The following is a 22,591-nucleotide window of genomic DNA, read 5'->3' as shown; positions in this document are numbered from 1 at the left end:
TCTGTAACAATGGAGAAAACCATGTTCGATCATATCTCGATCGGCGTCCGCGACGCCGACGCCTCGAAGCGCTTCTATGACGCCGCGCTGCAGCCGCTCGGTTATGCCTGCCTCAGCCAGTCACCGGGTTCGCTCGGCTATGGCGCGCAAAGCGTCGCGCTATGGGTCAATGAGGCGGTGCGGCCGGTGCCGGCGGACGAAAAATCCGGCCTGCATTTCTGCTTCGCCGCCTCGATGCGGGACAGTGTCGATGCCTTCCATGCCGCAGCCTTGCGCGAAGGCGGCAGCGACAATGGCAAGCCGGGCCTGCGCGCCGACTATGGCGAAAACTATTACGCTGCCTTTGTCGTGGACCCGGATGGCTATCGTCTCGAGGCCTATTGCGGCGCTGCCGGCTAACCCAGTCGAGCTCTGCAGTTTCCCTGTCCTGACAGTTCCCACCGACCGGGCTTTGCTCTACCAATGTCCCAAAGCAATTCCAGGAAAAGTGTGAAACGGTTTTCCGTCCGGAATTGCGTCAAAACAAGGAGATAGAGCGGTCCGGCGTTTCCGTGAAACGCCGGACCGCTCTAATGCGGGCTCGGCCCGGTGGGAGGGGTCAGCGATGCCGAGTTTCGACAGCCTGTTCAATGCCTTCGTCACCATTCTCGTGACCATCGATCCCCCCGGCCTGGCGCCATTGTTCCTCGCCGTGACACGCGGCATGAACCGCGAGGAGCGCCAGCAGGTCTCGGTGCGTGCCTCGATCATCGGCTTCCTGGTGATGGCGCTGTTCGCGGTGGCTGGCGCCTCGATCCTGTCGGTGTTCGGCATCACGCTGCCGGCCTTCCGCGTCGCCGGCGGCTTTTTGCTGTTCTTCATCGCCTTCGAAATGGTCTTCGAGCGCCGCCAGGACCGCAAGGAGAAGATCGGCGACGTCGCCATCACCAAGGACATGATCCACAACATCGCCGCCTTCCCGCTGGCGATTCCGCTGATTGCAGGTCCCGGCGCGATTTCGGCGACAGTGCTGCTTTCCGGCTCGTTTCAGGGTTTTGCGGCACAGGCCGCACTCGTCGGCATCATCTTCGTCTGCCTCGCCATCACCTATCTGGTGTTCGTGCTGTCGGAGCGCATCGACCGCATCCTCGGTCAGACCGGCCGCTCGATCCTGACCCGCCTGCTCGGCGTCATCCTGGCCGCACTCGCTGTGCAGTTCGTGGCGGATGGCATCAAGGCATTGATGGCCGGGTGAACGGCAGTCCCTACTGCCCTACTGCCCTACTGCCCTACTGCCCTACTGCCCTACTGCCCTACTGCCCTACTGCCCTACTGCCCTACTGCCCTACTGCCCTACTGCCCTACTTCGCCGCCGTGTCTACCACTTCAAAATCATGCGTGATCGTGGCCGTCTTGGCCATCATGGCGGAGGCCGAGCAGTATTTTTCGATCGACAGGTCGATCGCCCGCTTGACCTTGTCGGGCGAGAGCGCCCTGCCCTTGACGATGAAATGCATATGGATGCGCGTAAACACCTTTGGCTCGGTCTCGGCCCGGTCGGCGTCGAGTTCGACCACGCAGTCCTCGACCGCCTCGCGTCCTTTTTCGAGGATATGCACCACATCATAGGCCGAACAGCCGCCGGTGCCGATCAGCACCAGTTCCATCGGGCTCGGGCCCGGGGTCTTGCCTTCCGGGCCGAACGCGGTTCCCAACACCACCTTATGACCGCTGCCGGACTCGCCGACGAAGGTGCGCTCTTCGACCCATTTTACCCGTGCCTTCATCGTCCTGTCCTTTCAGTCCTTTGATCGCGCCTGCCGTCAGGCCAATTCGACAATGCAAAACCCCGAAAGCCCATGCAGGACTCTCGGGGTATATCGATCGCGCGACATCAGCCGCTGGGTGTTGCTTTCGATCAGAACGGGATTTCGTCGTCCAGTTCGCGCGACGAACCGCCGCCACCGCCGCCCCTGGGAGCACCGCCGCCACGGTTGAAGCTTTCGGTCGGGCTGGACTGGCCGAAATCGGAACCGCGGCTGCTGCCGCCACCGGAATAGCCGCCGACCTGGCCGCCCTCACCCTGGCCGCGCGCGTCGAGCATCTGCAGCTCGCCGCGGAATTTCTGCAGCACGACTTCCGTCGTGTACTTGTCGGCGCCGGTCTGGTCCTGCCATTTGCGGGTCTGCAACTGACCCTCGACATAGACCTTCATGCCCTTCTTCAGATACTGCTCGGCCACCTTGGCGATGCCCTCATTGAAGATGACGACGTTGTGCCACTCGGTCTTTTCCTTGCGCTCGCCCGAATTCTTGTCGCGCCAGCTTTCCGACGTGGCGATGCGGATGTTGACGACCGGCTCGCCCGAGTTCAGGCGGCGGATTTCAGGGTCCGCGCCGAGATTGCCGACCAGAATGACCTTGTTGACGCTACCCGCCATGATATTTCTCCGCTCATCCGAAACAAATTTTTGTCGCAGCACCTTACAGGCTGCCGACGTCAGCCGCCTGCTAAGGCTGGCTTTTCCCACAAGGTTTTTGTTCCCTTTTCGTTCCTATATGCACTGCTGCTGATTGTCAAGGAATGGCAGCAATGCCCGAGTCCATCATATGGGTTTCAAAACAGCGCTTGCCAAATCGATAAGTATCAACTTATGCTTTTGTCATGATCGAAGCAGAGATTTTCCGCGCCTTGGCCGACCCGACGCGCCGTGCCGTCTTCGAGCGTCTCGCCGCAAGCGAGATGAGCGTGTCGGAATTGCGCAGCGGCCTGACAGTATCGCAGCCGGCGGTGTCGCAGCATCTGGCGGTGCTGCGTGGCGCCGGCCTGGTGGTCGAGCGCCGGGCCGGCCGCAACGCCTACTACCGTGCCGACCCGCAGGGGCTTGCCCCGCTGCTCTCCTGGATCGAACGCTACCGGACCTTCTGGCCGGAGCGCATCGAAAGGCTGAAGACGGTTTTGAAGGACATGGATCAGTGAAGAGCGTGGGATCAATGAAGGACGTGGGATCAATGAACGCCAAAACCCAAGGCCAAGCCACCCCTGATGCGCTGGAGTTCGAATACGACCTTGCCGAGCCGCCGGAAAAGGTGTGGCGGGCGCTGACCGTGCCGGAACTGCTCGCAGCCTGGATGATGCCGAACGACATCACGCCTGAAATCGGCAATCGTTTTGCCTTCGCCGGGACTGAGGCCGCGATCGAATGCGAAATCCTCGAAGCCGAGCCGGAACACCTGCTGCGCTATTCCTGGCGCGAACAGCCACGCGATGCCACGCTGCAGGATCCGCTCGACAGTGTCGTCACCTTCACACTCGCCCGCACCGTTTCCGGCGGCACGCATCTGCGCATTGTCCATGACGGTTTTGCCCGCAAAGCGATGCCCGCCGTCGCCCTGGCCGGCGCCGGCTACCGACTCTCGCTCGGGTTGCGCGGAGCCGGAAAGCCCATCGCCGCGAACACGCCGCACCTTCTGCTGCGCGCGGCATAAATACGGAAATCGGAGACGAAAAATGAGCGGTATTGCCAGTCTGGTGCCGATGGTGATCGAGCAATCGAGCCGCGGCGAACGCGCCTTCGACATTTTCTCGCGGCTGCTGCGCGAGCGCATCATCTTCATCAATGGCGAGATCAACGACGACGTCTCGGCGCTCGTCTGCGCACAGCTTTTGTCATTGGAGTCAGACAATCCCGACAAGGAGATATCGCTTTACATCAACTCGCCGGGCGGCGTGGTGACCAGCGGTTTCGCCATCTACGACACGATGCAATATATCAGCTGCCCGGTGTCGACCGTGTGCATGGGCTTTGCCGCGTCGATGGGGTCGTTCCTGCTGATGGCCGGCACGCCGGGGCGTCGCATCGCGCTGCCAAACGCCACCATCCTGCTGCATCAGCCGCTGGGCGGCTTCCAGGGCCAGGCTTCCGATATCCAGCGCCATGCCGAGCGGATCGGCAAGACCAAACGGCATATGGCCGAACTCTATGCCCAGCATTGCGGCCGCAGCTATGAAGAAGTCGAACGCACGCTCGACCGCGACCATTTCATGACCGCCCGCGAGGCGCAGGCATGGGGCATTGTCGACCACGTCTTCGACACGCGCAAAAAGGCGGCATAAGCCAGGGCCGGATCGGAATCCTGCCCGCTGTCGAAGATTTGACGATGCCGGTCTGGCCGCGTCGGCGGCGTGTCACTATAATCCTGGAATGACCGACACTCATTCGCCCAGGACGTCGCATCGCGTCATCGCCGCCGCGGTGCTTGCTTTTGCCAGCCTTGTGAGCGGCATGGCACTTGCCGACGACAGTTCAGCGCAGGCGCAGAAAAGCGCCCTGCCCGGCGTAAGCGGCGATTATCGCATCGCCAAGCCCGCCCCTGTGCCGGAGCCCGACGACGCATTTCCCAGCAACGGCAACGGCACGTTCAAGATCGGCGATACCGATGTCAGGATTTCCGGCAGCATCACGGTCGATGTCGCCACGGGCGGATTCAAGCCTCGGAGGTAAGCTGCCTCCGCCGCGGACAGCTCAGCCATTCCCCAAAAGAACAGCCCCGCCGTGCCTAGGCAAACGGACGGGGCTTTTCTGGATCTCAAATCCATTTTTTGCCGGGAGTGTACTGCCGGCGTTTGATTTCGGATGCTTCGCGGCGTCAGCCGACGATCCGACTAGCAGTCTCTGATTTTTGGGGGATACGGCAAGTCACGGTTTGTCGGGTGGCGCAAACGCTAACCCTGGCACTTATGCCTGCCGCGGCTCCAACGAGATGTGGAGCCCTTGGGGACTGTCCGGTGGCGTCATGCTCCACTCCTGTGTCCGTTGCGACATTGTCGTCGCGAAGCGCAAATCGCAAATGCCTGCGGCGTCTCGCAGGCCGCCTTGGGGCGGCGAGGCCATCGAAAGACGGCCGGCTTCGCGGACTGTCGGAGACTGCTCCCCTGAACCGGCCGCGTCAACCTTCAATAGCCGGTTACGGAAAAATGTGATCGCCGGGAGGTTACGTCCAGGTCAGCTTTTTGCACAGCTTTGTCAGGAGCGTGTTCGGCCTTTGTTCTTTCCGCTTGCCCCTTCGCGCGAAAGACGGTTAAACGACTTTGGTCGAGAATTGTGGCGTCTCTCGACGTGGCGGCAAAAACACCTACATAGGGGATGGCCGGGAAAATCCCGCCAATCCCACGAATTCCAGATCTGAGGCGGCGACCGGCGATGGCCGACCATAAATTCCTTTCCATTCGCGGGGCGCGCGAACACAATCTGAAGAACGTCGATCTCGACCTGCCGCGTGACAGCCTGATCGTCATGACCGGCCTGTCCGGCTCCGGCAAATCGTCGCTCGCCTTCGACACCATCTACGCCGAGGGACAGCGCCGCTATGTCGAGAGCCTGTCGGCCTATGCCCGGCAATTCCTCGAAATGATGCAGAAGCCTGATGTCGACCAGATCGACGGCCTGTCGCCTGCCATCTCCATCGAGCAGAAGACCACCTCGAAGAACCCGCGCTCGACGGTCGGCACCGTCACCGAGATCTACGACTATATGCGCCTGCTGTTCGCGCGTGTCGGTGTCCCCTATTCGCCGGCCACCGGTCTGCCGATCGAGAGCCAGACGGTCAGCCAGATGGTCGATCGCGTGCTGGCACTCGAGGAAGGCACCCGCCTGTTCCTGCTGGCGCCGATCGTGCGCGGCCGCAAGGGCGAGTACCGCAAGGAACTGCTGGAATTGCAGAAAAAGGGTTTTCAGCGCGTCAAGGTCGACGGTGTCTTCTATGAGATCGCAGACGTTCCGGCGCTGGACAAGAAGTACAAGCACGACATCGATGTCGTCGTCGACCGCATCGTCGTGCGCGGCGATCTTGCCACGCGTCTTGCCGACTCCATTGAAACGGCGCTGAAGCTCGCCGAGGGGCTGGCGGTGGCCGAGTTCGCCGACAAGCCGCTCGATTCCAGCCAGACCGGCGAGGATTCGGTCAACAAGTCGAAGAACGAGACGCATGAGCGCGTCCTGTTCTCGGAAAAGTTTGCTTGCCCGGTCTCCGGCTTCACCATTCCCGAAATCGAGCCGCGGCTGTTCTCGTTCAACAACCCGTTCGGCGCCTGCCCGACCTGCGACGGTCTCGGCAGCCAGCGCGCCATCGACCCCAACCTCGTCGTGCCCGACGAGAACGTGTCGCTGCGCGACGGCGCCGTCAGCCCATGGGCGAAATCGACCTCGCCCTATTACGTGCAGACGCTCGAGGCATTGGGCAAGGCCTACAATTTCAAGCTTGGCGACAAGTTCAAGGATTTGAGCACCGAGGCCCAGGACGCGATCCTACGCGGCACCGGCGAGCGCGAAGTCACCTTCCAGTATGATGACGGGCTGCGCTCCTACAAGACGACCAAGACCTTCGAAGGCGTCATCCCCAATCTCGAGCGGCGCTGGAAGGAAACCGAATCCGCCTGGATGCGCGAGGAAATCGAGCGCTTCATGTCAGCCACGCCTTGCCCGGTCTGCAAGGGCTATCGGCTGAAGCCTGAAGCGCTGGCGGTGAAGATCGCCGGCAAGCATATCGGCGAGGTCACCGAACAGTCGATCCGCAACGCCGACCGCTGGTTCACCGACCTGCCCGCCTCGCTCAACGACAAGCAGAACGAGATCGCGGTCAGGGTGCTGAAGGAAATCCGCGAGCGCCTCCGCTTCCTCAACGATGTCGGTCTCGACTACCTGACGCTGTCGCGCAATTCCGGCACGCTCTCGGGCGGCGAGAGCCAGCGCATCCGGCTGGCGTCGCAGATCGGCTCGGGCCTGACCGGCGTGCTTTATGTGCTGGACGAGCCGTCGATCGGCCTGCATCAGCGCGACAATGCGCGCCTGCTCGACACGCTGAAGCACCTGCGCGACATCGGCAACACGGTGATCGTCGTCGAGCATGACGAGGACGCCATCCTGCATGCCGACTATGTCGTCGACATGGGCCCCGCCGCCGGCATCCATGGCGGCGAGATCATTGCCCAGGGCACGCCGCAGCAGGTGATGGCCAATCCCAATTCGATCACCGGCAAATATCTGTCGGGCGCGCTTGAGGTCGCCACCCCTGGCGTTCGGCGTGAGGCGAAAAAGAACCGGCGCCTGAAGATCGTCGGCGCGCGCGGCAACAATCTGAAGAACGTCACCGCCGAAATCCCGCTCGGCACCTTCACCGCCGTCACCGGCGTGTCGGGCGGCGGCAAGTCGACCTTCCTGATCGAGACGCTGTTCAAGGCGGCCTCGCGCCGCATCATGGGGTCGCGCGAACATCCGGCCGAGCATGACCGCATCGAGGGCCTCGAATTCCTCGACAAGGTCATCGACATCGACCAGTCGCCGATCGGCCGCACGCCGCGTTCGAACCCTGCCACCTATACCGGCGCCTTCACGCCGATCCGCGACTGGTTCGCCGGCCTGCCCGAGGCCAAGGCGCGCGGCTATCAGCCGGGACGCTTCTCGTTCAACGTCAAGGGCGGCCGCTGCGAGGCCTGCCAAGGCGACGGCGTCATCAAGATCGAAATGCACTTCCTGCCCGACGTCTACGTCACCTGCGACGTCTGCCACGGCAAGCGCTACAACAGAGAGACGCTCGACGTGCAGTTCAAGGGCAAGTCGATCGCCGACGTGCTCGACATGACAGTCGAGGAAGGCGTCGATTTCTTCGCCGCCGTGCCCGGCGTGCGCGACAAGCTCGACACGCTGAAGCAGGTCGGCCTCGGCTATATCCATATCGGCCAGCAGGCAACGACACTGTCCGGCGGCGAAGCGCAGCGGATAAAACTCGCCAAGGAACTGTCGCGCAAGGCGACCGGCAAGACGCTCTACATCCTCGATGAGCCAACCACCGGCCTGCATTTCCACGACGTCGCCAAGCTGTTGGAAGTGCTGCACGAACTGGTCGACCAGGGCAACACGGTGGTGGTCATCGAGCACAATCTCGAAGTGATCAAGACCGCCGACTGGGTGCTCGATCTCGGCCCCGAAGGTGGTGACGGCGGCGGCGAACTTGTCGCCCAGGGCACGCCGGAAGCCATCGTGCGCGAAAAGCGCAGCTACACCGGACAGTTCCTCAAGGAATTGCTGGAACGGCGTCCTGGAGGCAAGCGCGAAGCGGCGGAGTGATGGCTGGGGATGGTCTCATCACGGTCGAAAGCCGCTTTGGCGTGACCGAAACCATCGACCGCCTGGCTGAGGTGGTTAAGCGCGCTGGCCTGCTTGTCTTCGCACGCATCGATCACGCAGCCGGGGCGCGAGACGTCGGCGCGTCGCTACGGCCTACCGAATTGCTGATCTTCGGCAACCCCAGAGGTGGCACACCGCTGATGCAGGACAGTCAGCTTGCCGGCATCGACCTGCCGGTCAAGGCGCTGGGCTGGGAAGATGAGCAAGGCCAAGTTTGGCTGTCCTACGACGATCCGCACTGGATCGCTGAGCGCCATGGCCTGGGCGAGGCCAGCAGCGAGGCTGTCGCGGCGATTGCCGCCAGCATGGAAAAGGTGATCGCCGCTGCTGCTGGAATGGATCAATCATGAGGCTTGCCCGCTCCGAGGATCTTGCCGCGATCGTCGCGCTGACGGAAGCGGCCTACGCTCCCTACAACGCCATACTCGACGCGCCGCCGATCCCGGTGACCGAGGACTATGCGCCGCGCATCGCAGGCGGCGAAGTGTGGCTGCTGGAGAGCGGCGGAGAACTTGCCGGAGTGCTGACACTGGAGCGGCATGAGGATCACGCGATGATCTTCTCCGTCGCGGTGTCGCCCGCCTTCCAGGGCAAGGGTTTTGGCATAAAGCTGCTCAAACATGGGGATCAACAGACGCGTTTGTGGGGCCTGCCGGAGATACGGCTCTACACCAATGCAAAAATGGAGCGGAACATCGCGCTCTATCTCGCTTACGGCTATCGCGAAACGGGTCGCCGGCCCAATCCCTACCGGCCAGGATGGGTGCTCATCGACATGGCGAAGGCGATGTGAATGCAGGCCGGAAGCTCCTGGGAAAACAAACTGACCTTGGGTGGCGTGGTCCGCTCGTCTCATGCTTACGGCGCCGACTATTTGTCCGAATTCCAGCGCATCCTGCTGCAGCATGTGAAGCCTGGCACGCGCGCCTATCTGGAATGGGGCATGGGCCACACGACGCTGGCGATCCTTGAGCTGAGGGACCGACTGGCCATCGACAATCTCTTTTCGATCGACGACAGCCAGCCTTTCCTCGATCAACTGCTGCCGCAGCTGCCGCAGTGGAGTGGTTTCCATCCGATCTGCCTGGACCTCCAGGGTTCCAAGTTTGGCGACCGCGATCCAGAACTCAATTATTCGACCTGGCCGCTGAGCCTGAAGCGCAAATTCGATTTCATCTTCATCGACGGCCGGCGCCGCATGGAATGCGCGTTCATGGCGACGCTGCTTTGTCATGCCGAGACGATCGTGATGTTGCACGACTATCGCCGCGCACGCTATCAGCCGATCAAGGCTCTCTACGACATCGTCGAGGACGGAAATCAGTTTCGCGTCATGCGGCCGCGGAAGGACCTTTACCCCTCTGGCACTCCGACAATCTTTTCCCCGGATTGGTCACCGCCCACTTGACCGAGATTGCCGGTTGCCGATCGATTTACCAAACCAAGTCCCTCGCGACAAAACACATTGGAGGAGAAGTCCATGAGCAAATCGGGAACAATCCGCTCCGGCATGGGCGGCTGGACGTTCGAGCCCTGGGATACGTCCTTCTATCCCGAGAAACTCTCCAAGGCCAAGCAGCTGCAATATGCCAGCCGGCAGGTGCCGAGCATCGAGGTCAACGGCACCTACTACTCCAGCTTCAAGGAGCCGACCTTCGTCAAATGGGCAAGCGAAGCGCCGGACGGTTTCGTCTATGCGCTGAAAGGCAACCGCTTCGTCACCAACCGCCGTGTGCTGGGCGATGCCGGTGAATCGATGATGCGCTTTCTGGGCTCCGGCGTTGCAGCACTTGGCGAGAAGCTCGGCCCGATCCTGTGGCAGTTCGCGCCGACGAAAAAGTTCGACCCGGACGATTTCGAAGCCTTCCTCAAACTGTTGCCGGAGAAACAGGATGGCGTCGCGCTGCGCCATGCGCTCGAAGTCCGCAACGACAGTTTCATCGTGCCGGAATTCGCAGCACTTGCCCGCAAATACAAGGCGGCGATCGTCTATGCCGACCATGCCAAATATCCTGATATCGCCGATGTCACCGGTGACTTCGTCTATGCACGGCTGCAGACCGGCTCGGACGACAATCCCGATTGCTACACGCCAAAGGGTCTCGACGAATGGGCGGCGCGAGTAAAAACCTGGGCTGAGGGCAAGCAGCCGACCGATTTGCGGCGTGCCGATCCCGCCACAGACGCGCCTGTGCAGCCACGCGACGTCTTCGTCTACTTCATCACCGAGGGCAAGGTGCGCGCACCGTTCGGGGCGATGGCGCTGATGAAGCGCGTAGCTGACTGACAACCATCCGTTGTTGTTTGGCTACATGCTGTAAGCGCATCATCTATGCGTTTTGCGCGTAGCAAAGCGCCTATTCGTGGCATCTTCGCCATGATCGTAACCTTATCGACACTTCCTTGCTGCATGAATGCGGCGACGCCAAGCCGCAGAGCTGGAGCCGCCGCCGGCAGGGAAAGAGGGGCATGTCGCTCGACTACACTTCACTTCTGCTGGCTGTCGGTTTCTCCGCAGCTTGCCTGAGCCTGACATTGTTCGGCATGTGGCTGACCGCCCGCACGGAAAAATTCCTGCTGACATGGGCGATCAGCCTGGTGTTCGTGGTCGGCGATATCTTTGTCTATGACGCCTATATCGACATGCCCGGGCGCCTGCTCGGCATCGCCACCCTTGCCCTCCTGCTGCTCGGTTTCTCGACCATGTTGGGCGCGGCCTACCAGTTCAGAACCGGCGGCTCGCCGCTGCCGCGGGCACTGTGGGGCTGTGCCTCGCTGGTGGTGGCGCTGCCTGCCATGGCTCTGGGCTATGACGGCCTCGGCTTCATGTTCGAGAACCTGTTCGCCGCCCTGCTGCTGTTCGCGACGGCGTTCGAATACTGGAGGGGCCGCGACGAAGCCCCTGCCTTGACGATCGGCATCACCACGCTCTATTCGGCCACCGCCGTTTCCTTCATGCTGTGCGCGGCGGTCCTGGCATGGGACGGCAAGCTGGTTCTCGGACATGCGCCCAGCAACTGGGCGGAGGAACTGAGCCTCATCGTCGTCATCGCCAGCATGACGGGTATTGGCGCCCTGTCGCTTGCGCTCAACCAGGGGCGTCTGGCCAGGCACCACCGCCGCAACGCTCTCACCGATCCCTTGACCGGCCTGCTCAACCGGCGCGCGCTGTTTGACCTGCATGGCAATGTCCCGGTCGGCGCCTTTACCGCTGTGATCGTCTTCGACCTCGACAATTTCAAAGCCATCAACGACGAGTTCGGCCACGCGGCGGGCGACGAGGTGCTGAAGGTGTTCGCCGGGGAACTCGCCGGCAATCTTCGCCAGACCGACGTCGCCGCGCGCATGGGCGGCGAGGAATTCGCACTGGTGTTGAAACGCACTCTGCCGGAGACGGTTGAGCAAGCGGCAGAGCGCATCCGGACCGCTTTCGCGACGCGCCTGATAGAAACCGAAACGGGATCCTTGAGATGCACGGTCAGCGCCGGTTTCGCGTTTGGCAGCAAAGAGGGGCTCAGCTTCGACAAGGTGCTCAGCGCCGCCGACAAGGCGCTCTATGACGCCAAGCGCGGCGGCCGCAACCGCGTCACCGCCTCGCCATTCCGGCGCGCGAGTTGACCGCGCGTATCAATGCCGAGCCTGTGATTGCTGGACAATGCATGTCGCCCAAAAGTGACCTCGGTTTTGGAAGTATGACATGCATCAAATCAAAGACCTAAAGCGCGTCACCTGAATCCGTTTCAGCGCGACGCGCTTTAGGCGAAAGCGGCTCTATGCCGCCATGACGATTTCGTTGAAGGTATCGAGGTCGACGTAGAACACCTTGGTGATCTCCTCGATCAAATCGTCGTAGTCGCAGCCCTGTGATCGCAGGATGTTTATGGCGGCGATGATGTCGACGCGTTCGGTAAGCCGCCGCTTCTGGTAGTCCTCGACGTAACGTTCCATGGCTGTCCCTTAGCCTGTGTGCCCAAACGCGTTGAACGACAGAGATCGCAGGAGGGAAGCTAGGAAGCCTTGCTTGCGTGGAACTTGCCCGGCCTTCGGCGCGCCCTCGATCTGCGATAACCAGACTGATACGGAAGCGGCCGACTCACAAAGCCAACAAAAGACTAGCATGCAGTCTCTGGCGCGCCAGAGATGCAGATCGCTGGATGGAAGAAATATTGGACTTGCCAGGGACTTTGGATCGTCTGCCGAAGTCCAGCTTCGATTCTAGACGGTAAGGAACTTGCGTACTTCAGCCCGGTCTAAATCTTCCGCCGGGCCTGTGTGGACGATCTGGCCGCGGTCCATGATGTTGACCTCATCGGCAAGCTCGCGGCAGAAGTCGAGATATTGTTCGACCAGCAGCACCGCGATGCCGGCCTGGTCGCGCAGGTAACGGATGGCGCGACCGATATCCTTGATGATCGACGGCTGTATGCCTTCGGTGGGCTCATCCAGCACCAGCAGCTTCGGCCGCATCACCAGCGCCCTGCCGATGGCAAGTTGCTGCTGCTGACCGCCGGAAAGATCGCCGCCACGGCGGCCGAGCATCTGCTTCAGCACCGGAAACAGCTCGAAGACATGCGCCGGCACGTTGCGGTCGGCACGCTTCAAAGGTGCAAAACCCGATTCCAGGTTTTCGCGCACAGTGAGCAGGGGAAAGATCTCCCTGCCCTGCGGTACGAATGCGATGCCCGACCGGGCGCGGTCATACGCCGCGCTCCGGTCGAGCGCCTTCCCCTCGAAGGCAACGCTTCCGCTCGTCAGCCGGTGGTGGCCGACGATCGATCTCATCAAACTGGTCTTGCCGACGCCGTTGCGGCCGAGCACGCAAGTAATCTTGCCGGCGCCCGCCTTCAGCGAAACGCCGCGCAGCGCCTGGGCGGCGCCGTAATGGAGCGTGGCGTTTGAAACTTCGAGCATGTCTCAGCGCCTTTTCCAGAACCGGAGAACCGAAAGATCGAAGCGATGGAATTGAACTCGCCAGACCATGCTCATCTCCCCAGATAGACTTCGACAACGCGCTCGTCGGCCGAGACAAAATCGAGTGTGCCTTCCGACAGCACCGAGCCCTCATGCAGACAGGTTACCTTGACGCCGAGTTCGCGCACGAAATGCATGTCGTGCTCGACGACGATAACCGAATGGTCGCGCGCAATGTCCTTGAGCAGTCGCGCGGTCTCCTCGGTCTCGGCATCGGTCATGCCGGCCACCGGCTCGTCCACCAAAAGCAGCTTTGGATCCTGTGCCAACAGCATGCCGATCTCCAGCCACTGTTTCTGGCCGTGGCTGAGATTGGCCGCCAGCTCATGGCGCTTGTCACCCAGCCGGATGATGCCGAGAATGTCGTCGATCTGCCGCGCCTCGGCCGCCGAGCGGCGATGAAAAAGCGCCGGGAAGATCGAACGCGGGCCCTTCAGCGCCAGCATCAGGTTTTCTTCGATCGTGTGGCTCTCGAAGACCGTCGGCTTCTGGAATTTGCGGCCGATGCCCATCATGGCGATCTCGGCCTCGTCATGCCTGGTGAGATCCACCTGGCCGTCGAAGAACACTTCGCCCTCGTCGGGCCGCGTCTTGCCGGTGACGATGTCCATCATCGTCGTCTTGCCGGCGCCGTTGGGGCCGATGATGGCGCGCATCTCACCCTTGTCGAGCACCAGCGACAGATTGTTGATGGCGCGAAAGCCGTCGAAGGAGACCGAGACGCCGTCGAGATAGAGGATGGTGTTCGATTTGCTCATGGTCGCCTACTCCGCCGCCTGCGGCTCGGGGTCGGACCAGGACCATTCGCCTGGATTTCTCGCTGGCGAGCGAGCGGGCTTCGAAGTCGCGGTCGCCCCTCCAACCTCGGTGCCGGCTTCTTCAGCAATGGAGGCTGCGCGCAACGCCTTCGCATTGCCGCGCCAGCTATCCCACATGCCGATAATGCCCTTCGGCAGGAGCAGCGTGACGGCAACGAACAGGCCGCCCAGCGCAAACAGCCAGAGTTCCGGCAGCACGCCGGTGAACCAGGATTTTCCGGCATTGACGAGCAGCGCGCCGATGATCGGACCGACAATGGTGCCGCGCCCGCCGACGGCCGCCCAGATCACCACCTCGATCGAATTGGACGGTTCGAACTCGCCGGGATTGATGATGCCGACCTGCGGCACGTAGAGCGCTCCGGCAATGCCGGCCATGACGGCCGATACGGTGAAGGCGAACAGCTTTACGTTCTCCGCCCGCCAGCCGAGGAAGCGCGTGCGGCTCTCGGCGTCGCGCACGGCCATCAGCAGCTTGCCGTATTTGGAGCCGACGATCGCCCAGGTGATGAACACGGCGAACGCCAGCATCACCGCGCTGGCCGCGAACAGCGCCGAACGCGTCGCGTCGGCCTGCACGTTGAAGCCCAGAATATCCTTGAAATCGGTCAGGCCGTTATTGCCGCCGAAACCCATATCGTTGCGGAAGAAGGCCAGCAGCAGCGCATAGGTCATCGCCTGGGTGATGATGGAGAGATAGACGCCGGTGACGCGGCTGCGGAAGGCAAACCAGCCGAAGACGAAGGCGAGCAGGCCGGGCACTGCCAGCACCATGAGCGCGGCGAACCAGAAATGGTCGAAACCATACCAGAACCACGGCAATTCCTTGTAGTTCAGGAAGACCATGAAATCCGGCAGGATCGGGTTGCCATAGACGCCGCGTGAGCCGATCTGGCGCATCAGATACATGCCCATCGCATAGCCGCCGAGCGCGAAGAAGGCGCCGTGGCCGAGCGAGAGGATGCCGCAATAGCCCCAGACCAGGTCGAGCGCGAGCGCCAGCAGCGCATAGCAGAGATATTTGCCGGTCAGCGCCACGATATAGGCCGGGACGTAGAAGGCGCTGGTCGGCGACACCGCCAGGTTGAGCAGCGGCACGACAATGGCCGCAGCCAGCAGGATGAAGATGGTGATGGCGATGCGGCGGTCAGCGCCTGCGGCGAAGAAACGTCCCGTGATCATGCTTCCACCGCCCTGCCCTTGAGCGCGAACAGGCCGCGCGGGCGCTTCTGGATGAACAGGATGATCAGCACCAGCACGACGATCTTGCCGAGCACGGCGCCGGCATAGGGTTCGAGGACCTTGTTGACGATGCCGAGCGAAAAGGCGCCGACCAGCGTGCCCCAGAGATTGCCGACGCCGCCGAAGACGACGACCATGAAACTGTCGATGATGTAGCCGCGGCCGAGATTGGGCGAGACATTGTCGATCTGGCTGAGCGCGACGCCGGCGATACCGGCAATGCCAGATCCGAGCGCGAATGTCAGCGCGTCGACCCACGGTGTCCTGATGCCCATCGAAGCGGCTATGCGCCGGTTGGCGGTGACGGCACGCATCTGCAAGCCCCAGGGCGTGCGCTTCATCACGTAAAGCAACACACCGAAGACCGTGAGCGCGAAAACCAGGATCCACAGACGGTTCCAGGTGATGGCCAGCTGCCCGACGTCGAACGAACCCGACATCCAGGAGGGGTTGCCGACCTCCTGGTTGGTCGGCCCGAAGATCGAACGCACCGCCTGCTGCAGGATCAGCGAAACGCCCCAGGTCGCCAGCAGCGTCTCCAGCGGACGGCCATAGAGGAAGCGTATAACGCCGCGCTCGATGACCAGGCCGACAAGTGCTGCGACCAGGAAGGCTAGCGGCAGCGCGATGACCAGAGACCAGTCGAACAGGCCGGGAAAGGAGGTGCGGATCACCTGCTGGACGACGAAGGTCGTGTAGGCGCCAAGCATGACCATCTCGCCATGCGCCATGTTGATGACGCCCATGACGCCGAAGGTGATGGCAAGCCCGATCGCGGCGAGCAGCAGCACCGAGCCCAGCGAAATGCCGTACCAGATGTTCTGGCCGGCATCCCAGAAGGCCAGCGTCGAATTGATGTTGGCGATCGCAGCCGTCGCCGCTTCCTTGACTGCTCCAGAGGCGTTGGCCTCGACGGAGGTGAGCAGCGAAACCGCGTTGCGGTCGCCACGCGCACCGATCAGGGCGATTGCCGCGAGCTTGTCTGCATCGGGCTTGTCTGAAACCAGTATGGACGCGGCACGCGCCTGCTCCAGCAGAGCCTTGACGCTCGCCACGGTTTCACTGGCGATCGCTGCGTCGAGCGGCTCGATATTGGCGGCATCAGGTGTCTTGAACATAGTGTCGGCGGCGGCGATGCGGACCGTCGGATCCTTGGACCCAAGCGTCAACGTGCCCAATGCATCGCGAATGGCGCGGCGCAAGGTGTTGTTGACAGTGATTTTGGTTATGTCGTCTTCGGAGGCCTCGCCCGCTGCCTCGCCGCTCAGCGGGTCAAAAAGCTGGACGCCTTCATCGCCCTCCTTGCCGACAAACACCATCGAGTCAGCCGTGCGAATGTAGAGATTGCCGTCAGCCAATGCAGCAAGCGCCCGTTCGACAGCGGGATCCCCTGTGGCTGTCAATTCGTGAACGACGGCTCCCGTCTCGGAAAAGTCCGTTACTGTCGCGAACTTGGCGATAATGGCACGCAGATCGGCTTCCGCAGCGCCCGAAGACGACAGCGTCGTCAGCAGGAACAAAAGCGCCAGGCCCATCGCATGCAAAATCTTCATCGGCTCTTGGTGACCCTTGAAGGTTGAGTGGGCGTCCGGACAGTGGAGGAAACCATCCGGACGCGCGCGGTCTTGGGCATGGACCGGACGGTCTAGCCCGGGAGGATCAGTTCGTGCCCTTGCCGCCGCACTTGCCGGTTTTGACGTTGAAGTTGCCGCAGCTGAGCGGCGCGCGCCAATCGGAAATCAGGTCCTTGGAGTCGGGCAGGTAGTCGGACCATTCGTCGCCCATCACCAGGCCCGGTGTCTTCGAAACCGTTTCGAACTGGCCATTGGCCTGGATTTCACCGATCAGCACCGGCTTGGTGATGTGGTGGTTCGGCATCATCGTCGAATAGCCGCCGGTCAGGTTCGGCACCGAAACGCCGATCATGGCATCGATGACCTTGTCCGGATCGGTGGTGCCGGCCTTCTCGACCGCCTTCACCCACATATTGAAGCCGATATAGTGTGCTTCCATCGGGTCGTTGGTGGTGCGCTTGTTGTTCTTGATGAACTTGTGCCAGTCGGCGATGAACTTCTTGTTCTCAGGCGTGTTGACGCTCTCGAAATAGTTCCAGGCGGCGAGATGGCCGACCAGCGGCTTGGTGTCGAGACCGGCCAGCTCTTCCTCGCCGACCGAGAATGCCATGACCGGGATGTCCTCGGCCTTGATGCCCTGGTTGCCGAGTTCCTTGTAGAACGGCACATTGGCGTCACCGTTGACGGTCGAGACGACGGCGGTCTTCTTGCCGGCAGAACCGAACTTCTTGATCGCCGAGACTTCGGTCTGCCAGTCGGAGAAGCCGAACGGCGTGTAGTTGGTCATGATGTCCTCGGCTGCGACGCCCTTGGACTTCAGGTAGGCTTCCAGGATCTTGTTGGTGGTGCGCGGATAGACGTAGTCGGTGCCTTCCAGCACCCAACGCTTCACCGAGCCGCCGTCCTTGCTCATCAGATAGTCGACGGCAGGGATCGCCTGCTGGTTCGGAGCCGCACCGGTGTAGAACACGTTGCGCTCGCTTTCCTCGCCCTCATACTGGACGGGATAGAACAGGATGTTGTCGAGTTCGGAGAACACCGGCAGCACCGATTTGCGCGACACCGAGGTCCAGCAGCCGAACACCGCCGCGACCTTGTCCTTCGAAATCAGCTCGCGTGCCTTTTCGGCGAACAGCGGCCAGTTGGAAGCCGGATCGACAACCACGGCCTCCAGCTTCTTGCCGAGCAGGCCGCCCTTGGCGTTCTGTTGCTCGATAAGCATCAGCATGGCGTCCTTCAGCGTCGTCTCCGAAATCGCCATGGTCCCCGACAGCGAATGCAGGATGCCGACCTTGATCGTGTCCTCAGCCGCCCTGGCGGGTGCGGACATCAGCAAGCCGGCGGCGACCACGCTTGCCGAAAACATTTTTGTTATTGTCGAGAAATTACCCCTCATACGGAAGACTCCCAAGCTCGTTGATTGCACCGCAACAATGCAATGCAACCCGCATGCCAACCGCTGCGGGAATGCTGAAAAGCGGCAAATAGCCAAACATTATCAGCCTGTTATTATATTAGATTGAACAAACAAAAGAGAGCCGGTTAAAAATTGGTTGAGGGAAATTTGCGCAGCGCACAAGGCATCTGCCTAATTTTCGCCCAATTTCACCAAGTGCCTAGATTTTGGCCTTTGCGCGCGGGTCGCGGACGACAAATGTTGCGGCACAGCGCAAAAATAGGGCAAGCTCGCGCCTCAACCGAGCAACGTCATGACATCCCTGATTTCACGCATTTCTATCGGCATAGTGTTTCTGGCGACAGCGACCGGGGCCGCACGGGCCGACTTCAGTGACGGCAAGATGCCTGACGGCACCTATCACTGTGAAGTCTACCTGCTCGGCATGTTCCTCAACCTTGGCGACATCACCATCAAGGGAAATGTCTACACCGGCCCTGTCACCTTCGGGACCGTCCAACAGGGCTATAACTACCAGATGGATGCAAACGGCGTGATCTCCTGGCTGGGACCGCTTGGTGGCTACACCGCCGGCGGCAACTCGCTGTCGATGACCCAGGCGACACTGGATGGCCAGAACCCGCCCTCCTTCGACATCATCATGAAGCAGCCCGACGGCGCCTTCACCGCCTCGACCTGCACCAAGGGCAGCAATCAGTAGGCCTTCCCTCTGGCGATGGCGCCGCCTCCGTGCGGCCGGCAAGCCGTGTCCGCCTTCTCATGTCATCTGGATGTTGCCGAAGCTGGATAGGCAGCGGTGCGCCGTCACCCATCCACATCGAGAGGCAGACACATGGCCAACTTCCCGTCTTCATCCTCCCCTGTCATTCGCGAAATCATCGCCGAGCGCGTCTCGCGCCGGACGCTCCTGAAAGGCAGCCTTGCATCCGGCGCCCTGATCGCCGGCGGCAGCTTTGTCGGCTCGTTGTTTGCCGGCGAGACGCATGCGGCTGCAGCACTTTCCACACTCGGCTTTCCCGAACTGAAGCGCGTCTATGACAAGACCCACGCCGCCGCGGAAGGTTATGAAACAACTGTTGTCGCACGCTGGGGCGATCCGCTTGTCGCCGGCCTGCCGGATTTCGACGGCAACACGGTTCCAGCCGCCGAACAGGAAAAGCGCTTCGGCTATAACTGCGATTACATCGCCTTCCTGCCGCTGCCAAAGGGTTCGGTGAACTCCGACCATGGCCTGCTTTGCGTCAACAACGAGTACATCTCGCCCAATGTGATGTTCCCAGGCATGACCGAGGACGATGCCGGCAAGGCGATGAACAAGGAACAGGTCGATCTCGGCCTGGCGGCGATGGGCCATTCGATCGTCGAGATCATGCTCAAGGACGGCAAGTGGCAAACCGTCGAGGACAGCCCGCTCAACCGCCGCATTACGGCCAACACCGAAATGACGGTTTCCGGACCGGTGGCCGGCCATGCCTTGATGAAGACCTCGGCGGATGCGACCGGCACAAAAGTGCTCGGCACCAGCTACAATTGCAGCGGCGGTTTTACGCCATGGGGCACCGTGCTGACTTGCGAGGAAGGTGTTTCCGACCTGTTCGGCGGTGACCCGAAGAAGGCGCCGACCGCGGACATTCTCGACCGCTACGGCTTCGATGGTTCCGACATCTACGGCCGTGGCCGTTTCCACGACCGCTTCAACATCGACAAGGAGCCGAACGAGCCGAACCGCTTCGACTGGGTGGTCGAGATCGACCCTTATGATCCCCAATCGAAGCCGGTGAAGCGCACGGCCCTTGGCCGCATGTCGCACGAGGCCTCCACCGTTGTCCTCAACAAGGACGGCCGCATCGTCGTCTACATGGGCGACGACGACTATTTCGAATACATGTACCGCTACGTCTCGAACAAGGCCTACGACAAGGCGAACCCGGCCTCCAGCAACGGCCTCCTGGACGATGGCGTGCTCTCGGTCGCCCGTTACGACGCCGATGGCTCGATGACCTGGCTGCCGCTGGTTCACGGCCAGGGCAAGCTCACACCCGAGAACGGCTTTGCCGACCAGGCCGAGGTGCTGTTGAAGACACGGCTGACGGCGGATGCCATCGGCGCGACCCCGATGGACCGGCCGGAGGACATAGAGACCAATCCGGTCACCGGCCGCGTCTACGCCGTCATGACCAAGAACAAGAAGCGCGACGAATCCAAGGTCAATCCGGCCAACACGCGGCCGGAAAACCTCTGGGGCCACATCGTCGAGCTGATTCCGCCTGGCGGACGCGGCACCGAGGCCGATCACACCGCCGACAAATATGCCTGGGACCTGTTCGTGCTCTGCGGCAATCCCAAGGACGCGAAAGTCGGCGCAACCTTCCATCCCGACACGTCGGACAATGGCTGGTTTGTCTGCCCCGACAACATCACCTTCGACCTGGCCGGCCGGCTCTGGGTGGCGACCGATGGCGCCAATGATTTCGACCTGCCGGACGGCGTCTATGGCGTCGACACGGAAGGCCCCGCGCGCGGCCTGCCAAAGCTGCTGTTCACCTGCCCGCATGGCGCGGAAGCGACCGGCCCTTGCTTCACCCCGGATGGCACGACGCTGTTCCTTTCCGTCCAGCATCCCTCCGAGGATGCCGAAACGCTCGACAAGGCACAGTCGCTGTGGCCCGATTTCAAGGACGGCCAGCCGCCGCGGCCATCGGTCGTCGCCATCCGCCGCAAGGACGGCCAGCCGGTCGGGGCGTAACGTCCAACAGACAAAAAAGGCACGGAACCATGTCAGGTTCCGCGCCAGCAGGCAGTCGGGGAGGTCAGATGGTTTTCGCCGACATCTGGGCGGCGATATAATCGGCCTGGCGGATCGCCAGCGACACGATGGTCAGGGTCGGGTTTTCTGCGGCACCTGTCGTGAACTGGCTTCCGTCCGACACGAACAGGTTCTTGATATCGTGCGCCTGGCCATGCTTGTTGACGACGCCGTCTTCCGCCTTCTCGCTCATCCGGTTGGTGCCGAGATTGTGGGTCGAGGGATAGGGCGGCGTCGGGAAGGTGCGTGTGGCACCGACCGCATCGTAAAGTGCTGACGCCTGCTTGTAGGCATGGTTGCGCATCGCCGTGTCGTTCGGGTGGTCGTCGAAATGCACGTCGGCGATGGGCATGCCGTGCTCGTCCTTCTCGTCGGCATGCAGCGTAATGCGGTTCTCCTCGCGCGGCATATCCTCGCCGACGATCCACAGGCCGGCCATGTGGTCGTAGTGGTCGAGCGCCGTGGTGAAGGAGCGTCCCCAGCCGCCGGGATTGAGGAAGGCCGCCATGAATGGCAGGCCGAGCGACAGCGTCTCGAACTCGTAGCCGCCGACGAAACCGCGCGATGGATCATGGTGCGCCTCGTCGCGGATGATGCCGGCCATGGTGGTGCCGCGATACATATGCACCGGCTTGTCGAAGATGGCATAGACCGAGCCGGTGGTGTGGCGCATGTAGTTCTTGCCCACCTGCCCTGACGAATTGGCAAGCCCGTGCGGGAATTTGCTCGATTGCGAATTGAGCAGCAGGCGCGGACTCTCGATCGAATTGCCGGCCACGGCGACGATGCGAGCCTTCTGCTCTTGTAGCTTGCCGTCCTTGTCGGCGTAGACGACGCCGGTCACCTTGCCGCTGGCGTCGTGGTTGATCTTGATCACCATGGCATTCGGCCGGACTTCGAGGTGCCCTGTCGCCTCGCCCTTCGGGATTTCGGTATAGAGCGTCGACCATTTGGCGCCCCATTTGCAGCCCTGGAAGCAGAAGCCGGTCTGCTGACAGGAGTTGCGATCGTCGCGCTCGACCGAATTGATCGCCATGTTGCCGGTATGGCATTCCTTGTAGCCGAGCTTGTCGGCGCCGGCCTTCAACACCTTGAAATTGTTGTTGCCCGGCAGGCGCGGCCAGCCATTGGTGCCGGTGACGCCCATCTTGGCTTCCGCCTTGGCGTAGTAAGGCTCCATCTCGGCCAGCGTGATCGGCCAGTCGAGCAGGTTCGCGCCTTCCACTTTGCCGTAGGTCGACGCCGTCTTGAACTCATGCTCCTGGAAGCGCAGCGAGGCGCCGTCCCAGTGCGTGGTCGAACCACCGACCGATTTGACGATCCAGGCCGGCAGGTTCGGGAAATCCTTGGCCACCCGCCAGTCGCCGGAGGTGGTGCGCTTGTCCTTCCAGGCGAGCTGGGTGAACGAGTCCCACTCGTCATTGATGAAGTCCTCATACTCGTGGCGGGCGCCCGCCTCGAGGATGACGACATCGATGCCCTTCTGTGCCAGTTCGTTGCCAAGCGTGCCGCCGCCGGCACCGGAGCCGATGATGACGACAACGTCGTCGTTTTTCAGATCAAATGAAGCTGCCATGGTTTCCTCCCATGAATTCCTGT

Annotated in this window: 23 protein-coding genes; 14 read left to right on the top strand and 9 right to left on the bottom strand. The window is 61.8% G+C overall.

Annotated features, from left to right (window positions below):
• The first annotated feature begins 21 nt into the window (after positions 1–21).
• Both DBIPINDM_RS35430 and DBIPINDM_RS35425 read left to right on the top strand, forming a co-directional pair.
• Entirely contained in the window at positions 22–399 is a 378-nt protein-coding gene (locus DBIPINDM_RS35430; protein WP_258583590.1) for a VOC family protein, read from the top strand.
• Positions 400–604: 205 nt separating this feature from the next.
• Positions 605–1,234 (top strand): MarC family protein, encoded by a 630-nt coding sequence (locus DBIPINDM_RS35425; RefSeq protein WP_023670949.1) that lies wholly within the window; start codon positions 605–607, stop codon positions 1,232–1,234.
• 106 nt (positions 1,235–1,340) lie between these two features.
• Here DBIPINDM_RS35425 and DBIPINDM_RS35420 read toward each other — a convergent pair whose 3' ends face one another.
• Both DBIPINDM_RS35420 and DBIPINDM_RS35415 read right to left on the bottom strand, forming a co-directional pair.
• On the bottom strand, positions 1,341–1,766 hold the full coding sequence (locus tag DBIPINDM_RS35420) for an OsmC family protein (RefSeq protein WP_258583589.1): 426 nt from the start codon (positions 1,764–1,766) through the stop codon (positions 1,341–1,343).
• A gap of 131 nt (positions 1,767–1,897) precedes the next feature.
• Positions 1,898–2,419 carry a single-stranded DNA-binding protein gene (locus tag DBIPINDM_RS35415; protein WP_258583588.1) on the bottom strand — a complete coding sequence of 174 codons (522 nt, stop codon included), beginning with the start codon at positions 2,417–2,419 and terminating at the stop codon, positions 1,898–1,900.
• A gap of 224 nt (positions 2,420–2,643) precedes the next feature.
• On the opposite strand from DBIPINDM_RS35415, the gene DBIPINDM_RS35410 reads away from it, so the two are divergent.
• The 10 genes from DBIPINDM_RS35410 (at position 2,644) to DBIPINDM_RS35365 (ending at position 11,782) form a co-directional block, all read left to right on the top strand.
• A complete protein-coding gene (locus tag DBIPINDM_RS35410; protein WP_258583587.1) occupies positions 2,644–2,958 on the top strand; it encodes an ArsR/SmtB family transcription factor in 315 nt (104 codons plus the stop codon).
• A gap of 32 nt (positions 2,959–2,990) precedes the next feature.
• Positions 2,991–3,467, top strand: coding sequence for an SRPBCC family protein (locus DBIPINDM_RS35405; RefSeq protein WP_258583586.1), 477 nt, complete (start codon positions 2,991–2,993; stop codon positions 3,465–3,467).
• A 22-nt stretch (positions 3,468–3,489) separates the two neighbouring features.
• A complete protein-coding gene (locus DBIPINDM_RS35400; protein WP_258583585.1) occupies positions 3,490–4,095 on the top strand; it encodes an ATP-dependent Clp protease proteolytic subunit in 606 nt (201 codons plus the stop codon).
• 88 nt (positions 4,096–4,183) lie between these two features.
• Positions 4,184–4,483 carry a hypothetical protein gene (locus tag DBIPINDM_RS35395; RefSeq protein WP_258583584.1) on the top strand — a complete coding sequence of 100 codons (300 nt, stop codon included), beginning with the start codon at positions 4,184–4,186 and terminating at the stop codon, positions 4,481–4,483.
• Between the two features lie 699 nt (positions 4,484–5,182).
• Complete coding sequence (gene uvrA, locus DBIPINDM_RS35390; protein WP_258583583.1) at positions 5,183–8,104, top strand: excinuclease ABC subunit UvrA; 2,922 nt, start codon at positions 5,183–5,185, stop codon at positions 8,102–8,104.
• Complete coding sequence (locus DBIPINDM_RS35385; RefSeq protein WP_258583582.1) at positions 8,104–8,514, top strand: DUF302 domain-containing protein; 411 nt, start codon at positions 8,104–8,106, stop codon at positions 8,512–8,514. Before uvrA ends, DBIPINDM_RS35385 begins: the two co-directional genes overlap by 1 nt.
• Positions 8,511–8,957 carry a GNAT family N-acetyltransferase gene (locus DBIPINDM_RS35380; RefSeq protein ID WP_258583580.1) on the top strand — a complete coding sequence of 149 codons (447 nt, stop codon included), beginning with the start codon at positions 8,511–8,513 and terminating at the stop codon, positions 8,955–8,957. Before DBIPINDM_RS35385 ends, DBIPINDM_RS35380 begins: the two co-directional genes overlap by 4 nt.
• Positions 8,958–9,572, top strand: coding sequence for a hypothetical protein (locus tag DBIPINDM_RS35375; RefSeq protein ID WP_258583579.1), 615 nt, complete (start codon positions 8,958–8,960; stop codon positions 9,570–9,572).
• Between the two features lie 72 nt (positions 9,573–9,644).
• Complete coding sequence (locus DBIPINDM_RS35370; RefSeq protein WP_258583578.1) at positions 9,645–10,451, top strand: DUF72 domain-containing protein; 807 nt, start codon at positions 9,645–9,647, stop codon at positions 10,449–10,451.
• Between the two features lie 182 nt (positions 10,452–10,633).
• Positions 10,634–11,782 carry a sensor domain-containing diguanylate cyclase gene (locus DBIPINDM_RS35365; protein ID WP_258583576.1) on the top strand — a complete coding sequence of 383 codons (1,149 nt, stop codon included), beginning with the start codon at positions 10,634–10,636 and terminating at the stop codon, positions 11,780–11,782.
• A 153-nt stretch (positions 11,783–11,935) separates the two neighbouring features.
• Here the strand turns inward: DBIPINDM_RS35365 and DBIPINDM_RS35360 are convergent, their stop codons facing one another.
• From DBIPINDM_RS35360 to urtA, 6 genes are all read right to left on the bottom strand, one after another.
• Entirely contained in the window at positions 11,936–12,112 is a 177-nt protein-coding gene (locus tag DBIPINDM_RS35360) for a hypothetical protein (protein ID WP_013531844.1), read from the bottom strand.
• Between the two features lie 267 nt (positions 12,113–12,379).
• Positions 12,380–13,075 carry an urea ABC transporter ATP-binding subunit UrtE gene (gene urtE / locus DBIPINDM_RS35355; RefSeq protein ID WP_258583575.1) on the bottom strand — a complete coding sequence of 232 codons (696 nt, stop codon included), beginning with the start codon at positions 13,073–13,075 and terminating at the stop codon, positions 12,380–12,382.
• Between the two features lie 71 nt (positions 13,076–13,146).
• The gene (gene urtD, locus DBIPINDM_RS35350) at positions 13,147–13,893 is read right to left on the bottom strand and encodes an urea ABC transporter ATP-binding protein UrtD (RefSeq protein WP_095200084.1); all 747 of its coding nucleotides are present in this window, start codon (positions 13,891–13,893) and stop codon (positions 13,147–13,149) included.
• A 6-nt stretch (positions 13,894–13,899) separates the two neighbouring features.
• Positions 13,900–15,135, bottom strand: coding sequence for an urea ABC transporter permease subunit UrtC (gene urtC / locus DBIPINDM_RS35345; protein WP_258583574.1), 1,236 nt, complete (start codon positions 15,133–15,135; stop codon positions 13,900–13,902).
• Complete coding sequence (gene urtB, locus DBIPINDM_RS35340) at positions 15,132–16,748, bottom strand: urea ABC transporter permease subunit UrtB (protein WP_258583573.1); 1,617 nt, start codon at positions 16,746–16,748, stop codon at positions 15,132–15,134. The genes urtC and urtB overlap by 4 nt, the downstream gene beginning before the upstream one ends.
• Before the next feature lie 106 nt (positions 16,749–16,854).
• Positions 16,855–18,135, bottom strand: coding sequence for an urea ABC transporter substrate-binding protein (gene urtA, locus DBIPINDM_RS35335; protein WP_258583572.1), 1,281 nt, complete (start codon positions 18,133–18,135; stop codon positions 16,855–16,857).
• Between the two features lie 343 nt (positions 18,136–18,478).
• Between urtA and DBIPINDM_RS35330 the strand changes: the two genes are divergently transcribed.
• Positions 18,479–18,886 (top strand): hypothetical protein, encoded by a 408-nt coding sequence (locus DBIPINDM_RS35330; protein ID WP_258583571.1) that lies wholly within the window; start codon positions 18,479–18,481, stop codon positions 18,884–18,886.
• Between the two features lie 132 nt (positions 18,887–19,018).
• Positions 19,019–20,932, top strand: a complete 1,914-nt coding sequence (locus DBIPINDM_RS35325; protein ID WP_258583570.1) for a PhoX family protein — start codon at positions 19,019–19,021, stop codon at positions 20,930–20,932.
• Positions 20,933–20,996: 64 nt separating this feature from the next.
• Here DBIPINDM_RS35325 and DBIPINDM_RS35320 read toward each other — a convergent pair whose 3' ends face one another.
• Positions 20,997–22,568, bottom strand: a complete 1,572-nt coding sequence (locus DBIPINDM_RS35320) for a GMC family oxidoreductase (RefSeq protein WP_258583569.1) — start codon at positions 22,566–22,568, stop codon at positions 20,997–20,999.
• Positions 22,569–22,591 lie beyond the last annotated feature (23 nt).

This window comes from Mesorhizobium sp. AR02, from assembly GCF_024746835.1.
GTDB lineage: Bacteria > Pseudomonadota > Alphaproteobacteria > Rhizobiales > Rhizobiaceae > Mesorhizobium.
Note: the sequence above shows the minus strand (reverse complement) of the source record. Positions and strands in the feature narration are given on the sequence as shown.

Coding starts and splice junctions, on each gene's coding strand:
- DBIPINDM_RS35430 (WP_258583590.1), top strand. CDS start 22: ATGTTCGATCATATCTCGATCGGCGTCCGCGACGCCGACGCCTCGAAG.
- DBIPINDM_RS35425 (WP_023670949.1), top strand. CDS start 605: ATGCCGAGTTTCGACAGCCTGTTCAATGCCTTCGTCACCATTCTCGTG.
- DBIPINDM_RS35420 (WP_258583589.1), bottom strand. CDS start 1,766: ATGAAGGCACGGGTAAAATGGGTCGAAGAGCGCACCTTCGTCGGCGAG.
- DBIPINDM_RS35415 (WP_258583588.1), bottom strand. CDS start 2,419: ATGGCGGGTAGCGTCAACAAGGTCATTCTGGTCGGCAATCTCGGCGCG.
- DBIPINDM_RS35410 (WP_258583587.1), top strand. CDS start 2,644: ATGATCGAAGCAGAGATTTTCCGCGCCTTGGCCGACCCGACGCGCCGT.
- DBIPINDM_RS35405 (WP_258583586.1), top strand. CDS start 2,991: ATGAACGCCAAAACCCAAGGCCAAGCCACCCCTGATGCGCTGGAGTTC.
- DBIPINDM_RS35400 (WP_258583585.1), top strand. CDS start 3,490: ATGAGCGGTATTGCCAGTCTGGTGCCGATGGTGATCGAGCAATCGAGC.
- DBIPINDM_RS35395 (WP_258583584.1), top strand. CDS start 4,184: ATGACCGACACTCATTCGCCCAGGACGTCGCATCGCGTCATCGCCGCC.
- uvrA (WP_258583583.1), top strand. CDS start 5,183: ATGGCCGACCATAAATTCCTTTCCATTCGCGGGGCGCGCGAACACAAT.
- DBIPINDM_RS35385 (WP_258583582.1), top strand. CDS start 8,104: ATGGCTGGGGATGGTCTCATCACGGTCGAAAGCCGCTTTGGCGTGACC.
- DBIPINDM_RS35380 (WP_258583580.1), top strand. CDS start 8,511: ATGAGGCTTGCCCGCTCCGAGGATCTTGCCGCGATCGTCGCGCTGACG.
- DBIPINDM_RS35375 (WP_258583579.1), top strand. CDS start 8,958: ATGCAGGCCGGAAGCTCCTGGGAAAACAAACTGACCTTGGGTGGCGTG.
- DBIPINDM_RS35370 (WP_258583578.1), top strand. CDS start 9,645: ATGAGCAAATCGGGAACAATCCGCTCCGGCATGGGCGGCTGGACGTTC.
- DBIPINDM_RS35365 (WP_258583576.1), top strand. CDS start 10,634: ATGTCGCTCGACTACACTTCACTTCTGCTGGCTGTCGGTTTCTCCGCA.
- DBIPINDM_RS35360 (WP_013531844.1), bottom strand. CDS start 12,112: ATGGAACGTTACGTCGAGGACTACCAGAAGCGGCGGCTTACCGAACGC.
- urtE (WP_258583575.1), bottom strand. CDS start 13,075: ATGCTCGAAGTTTCAAACGCCACGCTCCATTACGGCGCCGCCCAGGCG.
- urtD (WP_095200084.1), bottom strand. CDS start 13,893: ATGAGCAAATCGAACACCATCCTCTATCTCGACGGCGTCTCGGTCTCC.
- urtC (WP_258583574.1), bottom strand. CDS start 15,135: ATGATCACGGGACGTTTCTTCGCCGCAGGCGCTGACCGCCGCATCGCC.
- urtB (WP_258583573.1), bottom strand. CDS start 16,748: ATGAAGATTTTGCATGCGATGGGCCTGGCGCTTTTGTTCCTGCTGACG.
- urtA (WP_258583572.1), bottom strand. CDS start 18,135: ATGTTTTCGGCAAGCGTGGTCGCCGCCGGCTTGCTGATGTCCGCACCC.
- DBIPINDM_RS35330 (WP_258583571.1), top strand. CDS start 18,479: ATGACATCCCTGATTTCACGCATTTCTATCGGCATAGTGTTTCTGGCG.
- DBIPINDM_RS35325 (WP_258583570.1), top strand. CDS start 19,019: ATGGCCAACTTCCCGTCTTCATCCTCCCCTGTCATTCGCGAAATCATC.
- DBIPINDM_RS35320 (WP_258583569.1), bottom strand. CDS start 22,568: ATGGCAGCTTCATTTGATCTGAAAAACGACGACGTTGTCGTCATCATC.